At 55.4% G+C, this 13,364-nt stretch carries 15 protein-coding genes; 9 read left to right on the top strand and 6 right to left on the bottom strand.

Annotated features, from left to right (window positions below; genetic code table 11):
• Nucleotides 1-161 (bottom strand): hypothetical protein (locus FQK12_RS11680; protein WP_185774734.1); only part of this gene is annotated, 161 nt, incomplete at its 3' end.
• Nucleotides 162-439: 278 nt separating this feature from the next.
• On the opposite strand from FQK12_RS11680, the gene FQK12_RS11675 reads away from it, so the two are divergent.
• Nucleotides 440-1,198, top strand: coding sequence for a M48 family metallopeptidase (locus FQK12_RS11675; protein ID WP_014226826.1), 759 nt, complete (start codon nt 440-442; stop codon nt 1,196-1,198).
• A gap of 167 nt (nt 1,199-1,365) precedes the next feature.
• On the opposite strand, the gene speB is transcribed toward FQK12_RS11675, so the two are convergent.
• The 4 genes from speB to FQK12_RS27305 all read right to left on the bottom strand — a co-directional run bounded on the left by speB (nt 1,366) and on the right by FQK12_RS27305 (nt 4,848).
• Entirely contained in the window at nt 1,366-2,286 is a 921-nt protein-coding gene (speB, locus tag FQK12_RS11670; protein ID WP_004205166.1) for an agmatinase, read from the bottom strand.
• A 211-nt stretch (nt 2,287-2,497) separates the two neighbouring features.
• The gene (gene speA / locus FQK12_RS11665) at nt 2,498-4,474 is read right to left on the bottom strand and encodes a biosynthetic arginine decarboxylase (RefSeq protein WP_014226827.1); all 1,977 of its coding nucleotides are present in this window, start codon (nt 4,472-4,474) and stop codon (nt 2,498-2,500) included.
• Nucleotides 4,467-4,613 (bottom strand): acid stress response protein YqgB, encoded by a 147-nt coding sequence (gene yqgB / locus FQK12_RS11660; RefSeq protein WP_014226828.1) that lies wholly within the window; start codon nt 4,611-4,613, stop codon nt 4,467-4,469. Before yqgB ends, speA begins: the two co-directional genes overlap by 8 nt.
• Before the next feature lie 85 nt (nt 4,614-4,698).
• Complete coding sequence (locus tag FQK12_RS27305) at nt 4,699-4,848, bottom strand: hypothetical protein (RefSeq protein ID WP_155774231.1); 150 nt, start codon at nt 4,846-4,848, stop codon at nt 4,699-4,701.
• A 467-nt stretch (nt 4,849-5,315) separates the two neighbouring features.
• Here FQK12_RS27305 and metK point away from each other — a divergent pair, with 467 nt between their 5' ends.
• From metK to ruvX, 8 genes are all read left to right on the top strand, one after another.
• On the top strand, nt 5,316-6,470 hold the full coding sequence (gene metK / locus FQK12_RS11655) for a methionine adenosyltransferase (protein ID WP_014226830.1): 1,155 nt from the start codon (nt 5,316-5,318) through the stop codon (nt 6,468-6,470).
• Between the two features lie 378 nt (nt 6,471-6,848).
• Nucleotides 6,849-8,243, top strand: a complete 1,395-nt coding sequence (locus FQK12_RS11650) for a sugar porter family MFS transporter (RefSeq protein ID WP_004854145.1) — start codon at nt 6,849-6,851, stop codon at nt 8,241-8,243.
• Nucleotides 8,244-8,318: 75 nt separating this feature from the next.
• Nucleotides 8,319-8,819, top strand: a complete 501-nt coding sequence (locus FQK12_RS11645; RefSeq protein WP_014226831.1) for a SprT family zinc-dependent metalloprotease — start codon at nt 8,319-8,321, stop codon at nt 8,817-8,819.
• A gap of 94 nt (nt 8,820-8,913) precedes the next feature.
• The gene (gene endA / locus FQK12_RS11640; protein ID WP_014226832.1) at nt 8,914-9,621 is read left to right on the top strand and encodes a deoxyribonuclease I; all 708 of its coding nucleotides are present in this window, start codon (nt 8,914-8,916) and stop codon (nt 9,619-9,621) included.
• A 91-nt stretch (nt 9,622-9,712) separates the two neighbouring features.
• Nucleotides 9,713-10,444 (top strand): 16S rRNA (uracil(1498)-N(3))-methyltransferase, encoded by a 732-nt coding sequence (rsmE, locus tag FQK12_RS11635; protein WP_014226833.1) that lies wholly within the window; start codon nt 9,713-9,715, stop codon nt 10,442-10,444.
• Nucleotides 10,445-10,464: 20 nt separating this feature from the next.
• On the top strand, nt 10,465-11,412 hold the full coding sequence (gene gshB, locus FQK12_RS11630) for a glutathione synthase (RefSeq protein ID WP_014226834.1): 948 nt from the start codon (nt 10,465-10,467) through the stop codon (nt 11,410-11,412).
• Nucleotides 11,413-11,588: 176 nt separating this feature from the next.
• Complete coding sequence (locus FQK12_RS11625) at nt 11,589-12,152, top strand: YqgE/AlgH family protein (RefSeq protein WP_014226835.1); 564 nt, start codon at nt 11,589-11,591, stop codon at nt 12,150-12,152.
• On the top strand, nt 12,152-12,568 hold the full coding sequence (gene ruvX, locus FQK12_RS11620) for a Holliday junction resolvase RuvX (RefSeq protein WP_014226836.1): 417 nt from the start codon (nt 12,152-12,154) through the stop codon (nt 12,566-12,568). Before FQK12_RS11625 ends, ruvX begins: the two co-directional genes overlap by 1 nt.
• Before the next feature lie 55 nt (nt 12,569-12,623).
• Here ruvX and FQK12_RS11615 read toward each other — a convergent pair whose 3' ends face one another.
• Nucleotides 12,624-13,277: a LuxR C-terminal-related transcriptional regulator gene (locus tag FQK12_RS11615; RefSeq protein ID WP_014226837.1), complete on the bottom strand. Its 654-nt coding sequence runs from the start codon at nt 13,275-13,277 to the stop codon at nt 12,624-12,626.
• Between the last annotated feature and the right edge of the window lie 87 nt (nt 13,278-13,364).

Genomic DNA, 13,364 nt, shown 5'->3' with positions numbered 1-13,364 from the left:
CATGACGGGTTCTGCGGGTTATGATTCAGGAAATCACGCCACAGGACTTCGGCAATGTCAGCCATACCCATCGGGGCACCCGGGTGACCGGATTTGGCTTTCTGTACTGCGTCCATGCTCAGCGCACGAATAGCGTTAGCAAGCTCTTTACGTGAGGACATTTTGACTCCAGATCGGATAATGAAGGCCATGCCCGCAACGACTTGACGACAGCGCGTTTTGGGCTACGCCGGAAAAAAGTGTGAACAATGTAACCTAAGCGGCAAAGCATGTACATGGAGCATCCTTTTGCCGTTTAAGAAATCTCTGGAACACGTTGTGCTACGGCGTAATCCTCTCGCCCGCATTCTCATATAGTATTTATAATTTGCACAGGATACGGCAGGCAGCCATCGCCGTTTTTTCGGATAAATAACCATAAGATTGTGGAAGATAAAAAATGAAAATTCGCTCAGCTCTTCTTGCCCTTGGGATCGCAGCCACGCTTACCGGATGCCAGAACATGGATTCCAACGGCCTGCTTAGCTCCGGCGCGGAGGCTTTCCAGGCTTATTCACTCAGCGACGAGCAGGTGAAAGCCTTAAGCGACAAAGCCTGTCAGGAGATGGATGCGAAAGCGACTATCGCGCCTGCCAGCAGTGAATACAGCAAACGCCTGAGTAAAATCGCCGCCGCGCTGGGGGACAACATCAACGGCCAGCCGGTGAACTACAAGGTGTATCAAACTAAAGACGTTAACGCCTTCGCCATGGCTAACGGCTGCATCCGCGTTTACAGCGGACTGATGGATTTGATGAATGATAATGAAGTCGAAGCGGTTATCGGCCACGAAATGGGTCACGTCGCGCTGGGCCACGTGAAGAAAGGGATGCAGGTAGCGCTGGGCACCAACGCGGTACGCGCGGCGGCGGCCTCCGCGGGCGGCATCGTCGGCAGCCTGTCGCAGTCGCAGCTGGGCGATCTGGGCGAGAAGCTGGTGAACTCGCAGTTCTCCCAGCGTCAGGAATCGGAAGCGGACGACTACTCGTACGATCTGCTGCGCAAGCGCGGCATTAATCCGGCAGGACTTGCCACCAGCTTCGAGAAACTGGCGCAGCTGGAAGCCGGACGCCAAAGCTCCATGTTTGATGACCACCCGGCATCGGAAGCCCGCGCTCAGCATATCCGCGATCGCATGAAGGCCGACGGGATTAAGTAAGCCCCGGCTCCCCAAGTGGCATAACAAACAGAATTGGGGGAGCTTATCGGTATGCCGGGTAGCGGCTCACACCTTACCCGGCAACACAACCTGCACTTATTCTTAGGCCGGTGCAAGCACTGCGCCTCCAGGTCGTTCGAGGAAAACGCACGCTGTGAGCGACCTGATTATTCGCCTTTTTTCGCCGCCTGAATGTAGAGCATTTCCAGCGCCAGCGTCGCCGCCGCCAGGGCGGTGATTTCGGACTGGTCGTAGGCCGGAGCGACTTCCACCACGTCCATGCCGACGATGTTCAGATCCTTCAGGCCGCGCACCAGCTTGATCGCACGATCGGAAGTCAGGCCGCCGATCACCGGCGTACCGGTACCCGGGGCAAACGCCGGATCCAGGCAGTCGATATCAAAGGTCAGGTACACCGGCATATCGCCGACGATCTGTTTCACCTGCGCAATCACATCGTCAACGCTGCGATCGTTAACCTGGCCCGCATCCAGCACCGTGAAGCCGTTGTCTTTATCAAACTCGGTACGGATACCGATCTGCACCGAATGATTCGGATCGATCAGGCCTTCGTTGGGCGCGGTGTAGAACATGGTGCCGTGGTCAAATTCGCAGCCATTGGCGTAGGTATCGGTATGGGCGTCGAAATGCACCAGCGCCATTTTGCCAAAGTGCTTCGCGTGAGCGCGCAGCAGCGGCAGCGTCACAAAGTGGTCGCCGCCAAAAGAGAGCATGCGTTTTCCTGCCGCCAGCAGTTTTTCCGCGTGGGCCTGCAGCTTTTCACTCATTTCACGCGCGTCGCCGAAGGCGTAAACCAGATCGCCGCAGTCCACGACGTTCAGGCGCTCGCGCATGTCAAAATTCCACGGGAAGCGGTTGTGCTCCCACGCAAGGTTCGTCGACACCTGGCGGATCGCCGCCGGGCCATGACGGCCGCCCGCGCGTCCGGAGGTCGCCATATCAAACGGTACGCCGGTGATGACCCAGTCCGCATCGCTGTCGTACGGCATGAAATTCATCGGTAGACGCAGAAAACCAAATGCGTTGGATACCAAGGAGTTATCGTATTGATGACCTAAGGTGCTCATGGGTATGACCTCTTTTACAGTCGTTGTATTGAAATACAAATATAAAAAAACCCTTCCGCGTCGTTAGGCCCGACGAGGAAGGGTTTGAATGAGTTTACTGCTTAGTTGGGCGAATTATCGCCGTAAATGTCTACGCGTTCAAGTGAGTCTGGCAAGTGGTGAACCAGGCCTCTCTCTCCCTCTTCCCTCTCCGCTACGGAGAGGGCATAGATCACTCGTCTTCCAGATAAGTGTAGCCGTATAAACCGGCCTCGAACTCTTCAAGGAACTGCTGCTGCAGGTCAGCGTCGAGATCGGTCTTTTTCACCTGATCGCGGAACTGGGTCAACAGCGTGTTCGGATCGAGCTGCACGTACTGCAGCATATCCGCGACGGTATCCCCTTCATCAGACAGCTCCACTTCGACGCTGCCGTCAGGGAAGACAAACACGTCGACGGCTTCCGTATCGCCGAACAGGTTGTGCATATTGCCGAGGATCTCCTGATAGGCGCCTACCATAAAGAAGCCCAGCATCGGCGGGTTATCCGGATCGTATTCCGGCATCGGCATGGTGGTCGCAATACCGTCGCCATCCACATAGTGGTCAATCGCGCCGTCGGAGTCGCAGGTGATATCCAGCAGCACCGCGCGGCGTTCCGGCACCATATTCAGCCCTTCCAGCGGCATCACCGGGAATAGCTGATCGATACCCCAGGCGTCCGGCATCGACTGGAACAGGGAGAAGTTGACGTAGATCTTATCCGCCATACGCTCCTGCAGTTCGTCGATAATCGGGCGATGCGCGCGGTTGCTGGGATCGAGCTGTTTCTGCACTTCATGGCACATATTGAGATACAGCTGCTCGGCCCAGGCGCGCTCCTGAAGATTAAAGGTGCCGGAGGAGTAGCCGATATGAATATCGTGCAGATCCATCTGGCTGTCGTGCAGCCATTCGCGCAGCGAGCGGCGATTGCCGGTTTCCTGCATCTCCTGCCAGGTTTCCCACATGCTTTGCAGCGGACGCGCGGCGTCTTCCGCGGGCGGGGTCGCCTCGGTATATTCGTTACGCTCAACGCCGATAATATTCGATACCAGCACGGTGTGGTGCGCCGTGACCGCGCGGCCGGATTCGGTGATCACCGTCGGGTGCGGCAGGCCGTTCTCTTCACAGGCATCGCCAATCGCCCAGATGATGTTGTTGGCGTATTCGTTCAGGCCATAGTTCACCGAGCAGTCGGACTGCGAACGGGTCCCTTCATAGTCGACGCCGAGACCGCCGCCAACGTCGAAGCACTGAATATTCACGCCCAGCTTGTGCAGCTCAACGTAGAAACGCGACGATTCACGCACGCCGGTGGCGATATCGCGAATATTGGCCATCTGCGAGCCAAGGTGGAAGTGCAGCAGCTGCAGGCTGTCCAGATGCCCGGCTGAGCGCAGAATTTCAACCAGCTGCAGAACCTGGGTCGCCGCGAGGCCAAATTTGGACTTTTCGCCGCCGGAGGACTGCCACTTACCGGAGCCCTGCGAAGCCAGACGCGCGCGCACGCCGAGACGCGGCACCACGTTCAGCCGCTCGGCCTCTTCCAGCACGATGGCGATTTCGGACATTTTCTCGATGACCAGATAGACCTTGTGGCCCATCTTTTCGCCCACCAGCGCCAGGCGGATATATTCACGGTCTTTATAACCGTTACAGACAATCACGCTGCGGGTCATACCGGCGTGCGCCAGTACCGCCATCAGCTCGGCCTTGGAGCCGGCTTCCAGGCCCAGCGGCTCGCCGGAGTGGATCAGCGATTCAATCACGCGACGATGCTGGTTAACCTTGATCGGATAAACCAGGAAGTAGTCACCGTTATAGCCATAAGATTCGCGCGCGCGTTTAAAGGCGGCGTTAATCGAACGCAGGCGGTGCTGCAAAATCTGCGGGAAGCAGAACAGCGCAGGCAGGCGCTGCCCCTGAGCTTCACGCGCTTTCACCAGCTCGGCAAGGTCAACGCGCGCTTCCGGGACGTCAGGATCCGGGCAGACGCTAATATGGCCCAGTTCGTTAACGTCGTAGTAGTTATTACCCCACCAGGCAATATTGTAAGTACGTAGCATCTTGCTGGCTTCCTGGGAGCTCATCGCAACCTCCTGCATGGAACGTAGTACACCGTGATCGCCTGCTGACGAAGGCGAAGATAAGGACATGTCGTCAGACATAGCGAACCTCAAATTTAGTAACAAGTGTAAAACAGTTGACTACTATCGCAATCCGAAGAAGCGATAACAACCCATAAACAGTCCGAAATCCCAGTAGATAGTGCTGGTCTTGCGGCTGAGCGACCGGTTTCTTATTCATATCATCGTAAAACACGTACCCGAACGGAGTATGACAGTCCGGAGAAACCACGAGAAAACCCTTGCTATCGCAAGAGCGCCCTTGTTCAGTTTTCCAGCAGCCTGCCGGCCCGGGAATCCTGAGAAGCGCCGAGATGGGTAGAACATCGGCTGGTTTGCATGAGAGAGATGCGGATTGAGGAGTAGTGACGCGCGACGGAACGACGCGACGAATCAGGCGAAAAACGTGGGTTCATTATCTGGTATCACCTCCACACTGCCCCGAGTCGGGCCAGCGACAAGCCAAAGCTATAGGTTCCGGACAGCCAGCGAAAACGCCGCTGCGGGACTCTGTCAATAGAGACTGCTTAACCCGGCTGGAAGTGGCGTCACGAGGTGAGTGCTCGTACGCTGTTTTAATGAGCCGCGCGCGGCGTTTTATACCGAGAAGCGGGGTAAAAAGCAAAATAAAAATATGCGCGTTGCCGGGTATTGTCAGGAAAAATTGCCACCGCCCTTTTTCTATAAATGCGACGAATATCAAAAAAGGCTGGAAATGGGGTCAAGAACTGCCCTAAAATAGCCGTCCAGAAGTTAATCCATCTATACTGATTAACACTCAGACTGCTCGTGTCACTACCTGCAAGCTTTGGTAGAGTCATCCGTCAAAGCCATTCTACACAACAGTATGAGCTACCCGAATCGTCCACAGGTGAAATAAAACATGGCAAAACACCTCTTTACGTCAGAGTCCGTATCAGAAGGGCATCCCGACAAAATTGCTGACCAAATCTCCGACGCCGTGCTGGATGCGATCCTCGAACAGGATCCGAAAGCGCGCGTAGCATGTGAAACCTACGTCAAAACCGGTATGGTTCTGGTCGGTGGTGAAATCACCACCAGCGCATGGGTTGATATCGAAGAGATCACCCGCAACACGGTCCGTGAAATTGGCTACGTGCATTCCGATATGGGCTTTGACGCCAACTCCTGCGCGGTGCTGAGCGCCATCGGTAAACAGTCTCCGGACATCAACCAGGGCGTTGACCGCGCCGATCCGCTGGAACAGGGCGCGGGCGACCAGGGCCTGATGTTTGGCTACGCCACTAACGAAACCGACGTGCTGATGCCTGCGCCGATCACCTATGCGCACCGTCTGGTGCAGCGTCAGGCTGAAGTGCGTAAAAACGGCACCCTGCCGTGGCTGCGCCCGGATGCGAAAAGCCAGGTCACCTTCCAGTACGACGACGGCAAAGTTGTTGGTATTGATGCGGTCGTTCTCTCCACACAGCACGCCGAAAGCATCGATCAGAAATCGCTGCAGGAAGCGGTGATGGAAGAGATCATCAAACCGGTTCTGCCGACCGAGTGGCTGAACAGCGCGACCAAATTCTTTATCAACCCAACCGGCCGTTTTGTTATCGGCGGCCCCATGGGCGACTGCGGCCTGACCGGGCGTAAAATCATCGTTGATACCTACGGCGGCATGGCTCGTCACGGCGGCGGCGCGTTTTCCGGTAAAGATCCGTCTAAAGTGGACCGTTCTGCGGCCTACGCGGCGCGCTATGTGGCGAAAAACATCGTTGCCGCCGGCCTGGCCGATCGTTGCGAAATCCAGGTTTCCTACGCCATCGGCGTGGCGGAGCCAACTTCAATCATGGTTGAAACCTTCGGTACCGAAAAAGTGCCTTCTGAGCAGCTGACCCTGCTGGTGCGCGAGTTCTTTGATCTGCGTCCGTATGGCCTGATTCAGATGCTGGATCTGCTGCACCCGATCTACAAAGAGACGGCGGCATACGGCCACTTTGGCCGCGAGCATTTCCCGTGGGAAAAAACCGACAAAGCGGCCCAGCTGCGCGAAGCGTCCGGTCTGAAATAAGACGCCGCTCTCCTCACTTTCAAGGCCAGCCCCGCGCTGGCCTTTTTATTTTACGCCCCTCAGCCGCCCGGCATACCGCCTGCAACATCCCTATTATGGAAGCGATTACATCATATGCAGAGCAAACCTTTTCCGTTATTGCATGCAAAATGTAATAAGACTTCACTTTGTTACACAATATTTCAGTAAAGTCCGATTAGCGCTTTTAATTTCTTGAGCTAAACTTAATTAATATACTGATTTAAATGCGTTTATAGTCATTACGTTTCTTTACTCTAGTGTAACCGATTACACAGCCGTGATTACTATCACATTTTTTTACGACGTATTTACCTACCCTACGCATCGACAAGATCAATAACTCAACCGGAGGGCGTTATGCCTGACAACAAAAAACAAGGGCGTTCCAACAAGACGATGACGTTCTTTGTCTGTTTCCTCGCCGCACTGGCTGGCCTGCTGTTCGGCCTTGATATCGGTGTTATTGCGGGTGCCTTACCCTTTATTGCCAACGAGTTCCAGATAAGCGCCCACACTCAGGAGTGGGTGGTCAGCTCCATGATGTTCGGCGCCGCCGTCGGCGCGGTGGGCAGCGGCTGGCTCTCCTTCAAACTCGGGCGTAAAAAAAGCCTGATGATTGGCGCCATCCTGTTCGTTGCCGGCTCGCTGTTCTCCGCCGCCGCACCGAACGTGGAAGTGCTGCTGCTCTCCCGCGTGCTGCTCGGCCTGGCCGTAGGCGTCGCCTCCTACACCGCCCCGCTGTATCTGTCTGAAATCGCCCCGGAAAAAATCCGCGGCAGCATGATTTCGATGTATCAGCTGATGATTACCATTGGTATTCTCGGCGCCTATCTTTCCGATACGGCATTCAGCTACAGCGGCGCCTGGCGCTGGATGCTCGGGGTGATTATTATCCCAGCGGTGCTGTTGCTGATTGGCGTGGTTTTCCTGCCTGACAGCCCGCGCTGGTTTGCCGCTAAGCGCCGCTTTGTCGACGCCGAACGCGTCCTGCTGCGCCTGCGCGACACCAGCGCTGAAGCGAAACGCGAGCTGGATGAGATCCGCGAAAGCCTGAAGGTAAAACAGTCCGGCTGGTCGCTGTTTAAAGAAAACAGCAACTTCCGCCGTGCGGTATTCCTCGGCGTCCTGCTGCAGGTGATGCAACAGTTCACCGGTATGAACGTCATCATGTACTACGCGCCGAAGATTTTTGAACTGGCGGGCTATACCAACACCACCGAACAGATGTGGGGAACCGTCATCGTGGGTCTGACCAACGTTCTGGCGACCTTTATCGCCATCGGACTGGTTGACCGCTGGGGCCGTAAGCCGACGCTGATCCTCGGCTTTATCGTTATGGCGCTCGGCATGGGCGTGCTGGGCAGCATGATGCATATCGGCATCCACTCCGCCACGGCGCAGTACTTTGCCGTCCTGATGCTGCTGATGTTTATCGTTGGCTTTGCGATGAGCGCCGGCCCGCTGATTTGGGTGCTGTGCTCCGAAATCCAGCCGCTGAAAGGGCGTGATTTCGGTATCACCTGCTCAACGGCCACCAACTGGATTGCCAACATGATCGTCGGCGCGACCTTCCTGACCATGCTGAACTCGCTGGGCAGCGCCAACACCTTCTGGGTCTATGGCGGCCTGAACATCCTGTTCATCTTCCTGACCCTGTGGCTAATCCCGGAAACCAAAAACGTTTCGCTGGAACATATCGAACGTAACCTGATGAAAGGCCGTAAGCTGCGCGAAATCGGCGCGCGCGACTAGACTAACCCGCTTCCTCCCTCCCGGGAGGAAGCTTCTTCTTGCTCTCCTCATCCCGCCGCACTATTCTCTGGCGCTATGAAAACACCCCGAATTCCCATTGCCCTTCAACAGGCCGTTATGCGCAGCCTGCGGGAAAATCTTGCCAAAGCGAACCTCAAGCTGGGACGAAGCTACCCTGAACCGGTGCTGGTTTATCAGCAGCGGGGAACCTCCGCCGGTACCGCCTGGCTGGAGAAAAACGAAATCCGCCTTAACCCGGTGCTGCTGCTGGAAAACCAGCAGGCGTTTATTGATGAAGTCGTGCCGCACGAGCTGGCCCACCTGCTGGTATGGAAGCACTTTGGCCGCGTGGCGCCGCACGGCAAAGAGTGGAAATGGATGATGGAAAGCGTGCTGGGCGTTCCGGCTCTGCGCACCCATCGTTTCGAACTCGATTCAGTGCGTAAAAATACCTTCCCCTACCGCTGCCAGTGCCAGCAGCACCAGCTTACCGTCCGCCGCCATAATCGCGTGATGCGCGGGGAGGCCACCTATCGCTGCGTGCGCTGCGGAGATGTTCTGGTGGCGGAAAAGTAATCTCCGGAAATAACTGGAAATTTTCTGATCTGACTGATTGCGTCTGGCAATCACATTCGATACGTTGCGGGCTCGTTTTGACACGGAGTTAACGATGTCCCGTATTCATATTTTTGCTGCCGCGTTTCTCAGCGCGGCGGTATGCGCCCCGCTTGCAGCGGAAGGAATCAACAGTTTTTCTCAGGCCAAGACCGCTGGGGTCAAGGTCAATGCCGACGCCCCCGGCGATTTCTACTGCGGCTGTAAAATCAACTGGCAGGGAAAAAAGGGGGTTATCGACCTGGAATCTTGTGGCTATAAAGTGCGTAAAAATGAAAATCGCGCCAGCCGGGTCGAGTGGGAGCATGTGGTTCCCGCGTGGCAGTTTGGCCATCAGCGTCAGTGCTGGCAGGACGGCGGGCGCAAAAACTGCGCTAAAGATCCGGAATACCGCAAGATGGAAAGCGACATGCATAACCTGCAGCCAGCGGTCGGCGAGGTCAACGGCGACCGCGCCAACTTTATGTACAGCCAGTGGAACGGCGGCGAAGGCCAGTACGGCCAGTGCGCGATGAAGGTTGATTTTAAAGATAAAGTTGCCGAGCCGCCGGCTCGCGCCCGGGGCGCTATCGCCAGAACCTACTTCTATATGCGCGACCGCTACCAGCTCAATCTTTCCCGCCAGCAAACCCAGCTGTTTACCGCCTGGGATAAGCTGTATCCGGTAACAACCTGGGAGTGCGAACGCGACGCGCGTATTGCCAAAGTTCAGGGCAACCATAATCCTTACGTCCTGCAGGCTTGCCAGGCGCAAAAGAGCTAACCTACACTAGCGGCAATTGTTAATTTGCAGCTTCACTCCTTCCCTTGCCATGGGGGAGGAGAATATCTGCGCAAAGAACGGAATATCAAGCATGCGCATTCCTCGCATCCATCACCCGGAACCGATTACCACGGGTAGCCAGATAGCCCTTTCCGACGACGCGGCCAACCACGTCGGTCGCGTTTTACGCATGGGTAAAGGCCAGACAATTGAGCTTTTTGACGGCAGCAATCAGGTCTTCGAGGCGGTCATTGTCGAGGCAGGTAAGAAAAACGTTCTGGTTGACGTTCAGAGCAGCAAAATGGATAACCGTGAATCCCCGCTGCATATCCATTTAGGCCAGGTGATGTCCCGCGGCGAAAAAATGGAATTCACCATCCAGAAATCGATCGAACTTGGCGTAAGCCTCATAACGCCACTGTTTTCCGAGCGCTGTGGCGTTAAACTGGACGCCGAACGTTTGCAGAAGAAGATCCAGCAGTGGCAAAAAATCGCCATTGCCGCCTGCGAGCAAAGCGGCCGCAACGTGGTGCCGGAGATCCGCCCCGCCATGCAGCTTGAAGCCTGGTGCGCGGAGCAGGACGAGGGTCTGAAGCTTAATTTGCACCCTCGCGCCAACGCCAGCATTAATACGCTGCCGCTGCCGGTCGAACGTATCCGGCTGCTGATTGGCCCGGAAGGCGGGCTTTCGGCAGAAGAGATAGCGATGACCGCTCGCTACCGGTTTACTGATATCCTGTTGGGACCGCGCGTTCTGCGTACAGAGACAACTGCGCTCACTGCCATTACCGCCCTGCAGGTGCGTTTTGGCGACTTAGGTTGAAGCGTTAACGGAGAAGAACAATGATTAAGCTCGGCATCGTGATGGACCCCATCGCAACCATCAACATCAAGAAAGACACCAGCTTCGCCATGTTGCTGGAGGCGCAGCGTCGCGGCTATGAACTCCATTATATGGAGATGAACGATCTGTACTTAATCAACGGCGAAGCCCGCGCCCGTACGCGTAAGCTGAGCGTCGAGCAGAACTACGATAAATGGTACGCGTTCAACGGCGAACAGGATCTGCCTCTGGCGGACCTTGACGTCATTCTGATGCGTAAAGATCCGCCGTTCGATACCGAGTTTATCTACGCGACCTACATCCTCGAACGCGCCGAAGAGCAAGGCACGCTGATCGTCAATAAGCCGCAGAGCCTGCGCGACTGTAACGAAAAGCTGTTTACCGCCTGGTTCTCCGAGCTGACCCCGGAAACGCTGGTCACCCGTAATAAAGCCCAGCTGAAAGCCTTCTGGGAAAAACATGGCGATGTCATTCTCAAACCGCTGGACGGTATGGGCGGCACCTCCATTTTCCGCGTTAAAGAGGGTGACCCCAACCTCGGCGTGATTACCGAAACGCTAACCGAGCTGGGCAGCCGCTACTGCATGGCGCAGAACTATCTGCCGGCCATTAAAGATGGCGATAAGCGAGTGCTGGTGGTTGACGGCGAGCCGGTTCCTTACTGCCTGGCCCGTATCCCGCAGGGCGGCGAAACCCGCGGTAACCTTGCGGCCGGTGGTCGTGGCGAAGCGCGCCCGCTGACCGAAAGCGACTGGGCCATCGCCCGCCGCGTGGGCCCGACGCTGAAGGCCAAAGGCTTAATCTTCGTCGGTCTGGATATCATCGGCGATCGCCTGACGGAGATTAACGTCACCAGCCCCACCTGCGTACGTGAAATCGAAGCCGCCTTCCCGATTTCCATTACCGGGATGCTGATGGATGCCATCGAGAAGCGCCTCAATAAATAAAGCGCTTATTCAGGCTGCAGGCCAGCGCCTGTAGCCTGGAGCCTGCTCAGGAGATTCACGCTCAGGTTCATACCGGCAACGCGCCTTGAGCCTGCAAGATAAAGTGAATCGACACTCCCTTGCTTTACCCGCATACTGGGTGCTGCTTTTTTGAACCAGGAACAGAACCTCTGACAATGAATTTACAGCATCACTTTCTAATTGCCATGCCTGCTCTCCAGGACCCGATGTTCCGTCGCTCCGTAGTCTATATCTGCGAGTATAACGATGACGGTGCCATGGGCATCATCATCAATAAGCCGATGGAAAATCTGCAGGTTGAAGGGATCCTGGAGAAGTTAAAAATCACGCCTGAACCGCGCAATCCCGAGATTCGCCTGGATAAACCGGTGATGGTTGGCGGCCCGCTGGCCGAGGATCGGGGTTTTATACTTCATTCGCCGCCTTCCGACTTTTCTTCCAGCATTCGTATTTCCGATAACACGGTGATCACCACCTCCCGCGACGTGCTCGAAACGCTGGGTACGGATAAACAGCCGGACAACGTGCTGGTTGCGCTGGGCTATGCCTCCTGGGAGAAAGGCCAGCTGGAGCAAGAGATTCTGGATAACGCCTGGCTCACCGCGCCGGCCGATCGGAATATTTTGTTCAGCACGCCGATAGCTGACCGCTGGCGCGATGCTGCGAAGCTCATTGGCATCGATATCGTGACGATGCCAGCCGAAGCGGGGCATGCGTAATGAGCGGCACTTTTTTAGGCTTTGATTTTGGCACCAAAAGCATTGGCGTCGCCGTAGGGCAGCGCATCACAGGCACTGCCCGCCCCCTTCCCGCGTTGAAAGCGCAGGACGGTAAGCCCGACTGGAATATTATCGAAAAGCTGCTGAAAGAGTGGCAGCCCGAAGCCGTGATTGTCGGCCTGCCGCTGAATATGGACGGCACGGAACAGCCCCTCACCGCGCGCGCGCGCAACTTCGCGAATAAAATACACGGCCGATTCGGCGTGCAAATAACCCTGCATGATGAACGTCTGAGCACGGTTGAAGCCAGAGCCGGGCTATTCGAACACGGTGGATTCCGGGCGCTCAATAAAGGCAGCGTGGATTCCGCTTCTGCAGTCATTATTCTGGAAAGCTACTTCGAGCAAAGTTTCTGAACATCAACGATGGCGCCCTACCGCAGCGGCAGGCGCCATCATCCTGATTTCATTTTTAGTGGCGCAAATGCTCATTCGCCCAGCTGACCGCCTGAGTCCGGTTCTTCACGCTTAGCTTACGGAACACGTTGTACAGATGGGTACGCACCGTGTTTTCACTGATAAACAGCGCGCGGGCAATATCCAGATTGGTCGCCCCGCAGCGAAGTTCATTCAGGATTTCACATTCACGCTCGGTCAGCGGTGAATTTTCCGCAGGCGCCGATACATGATCCGCAGCATACATCGCCGGGTGCATCACGCTCAATTCAGCCGTCTGTTCGCCGTTCAGCACAGCCTTAACGCCCTCAATTAAGCGCGATTCATCATCGTCATGACGGAAAACGCCGTACAGCGCTGGCCACTGCGCCATTTCGTAGAGCTCATACTTTTGCGCGCTATTGATAATCAATAAACGGGGGTTATCCGCCTGTAAACGAATAATGTCACGCCATACGCTATTCAACTTTTTATTTGAAACTGCAATATCAAATAATATTACAGAATCTTTCAAAAGACGCTGCGCGAGGGGTTTGTTAATATTTTGCAGAACGACTGACGCAGATAACTTCTCAGCCAGCCAGGTTGCGAATGCTTTGCTTTGAATAGAGGGGTGAGTAATAAAAGTAACCTGGTGAGAAAAAGCCGAATTCTCAGATAAATTAATCACTTAAAACTCTCCTTAGTTGATTCCCGCCTTCATAGCGGTTAAATGAATTAACAAGAATACGATCGCTGGTGTATTTATAAAATCAAA

The sequence above is a fragment of the Klebsiella sp. ME-303 genome (genome assembly GCF_007910085.1).
Lineage (GTDB): Bacteria > Pseudomonadota > Gammaproteobacteria > Enterobacterales > Enterobacteriaceae > Klebsiella > Klebsiella michiganensis.
The sequence above is the reverse complement of the archived record's forward strand: the minus strand, read 5'-3'. Positions and strand labels throughout refer to the sequence as shown.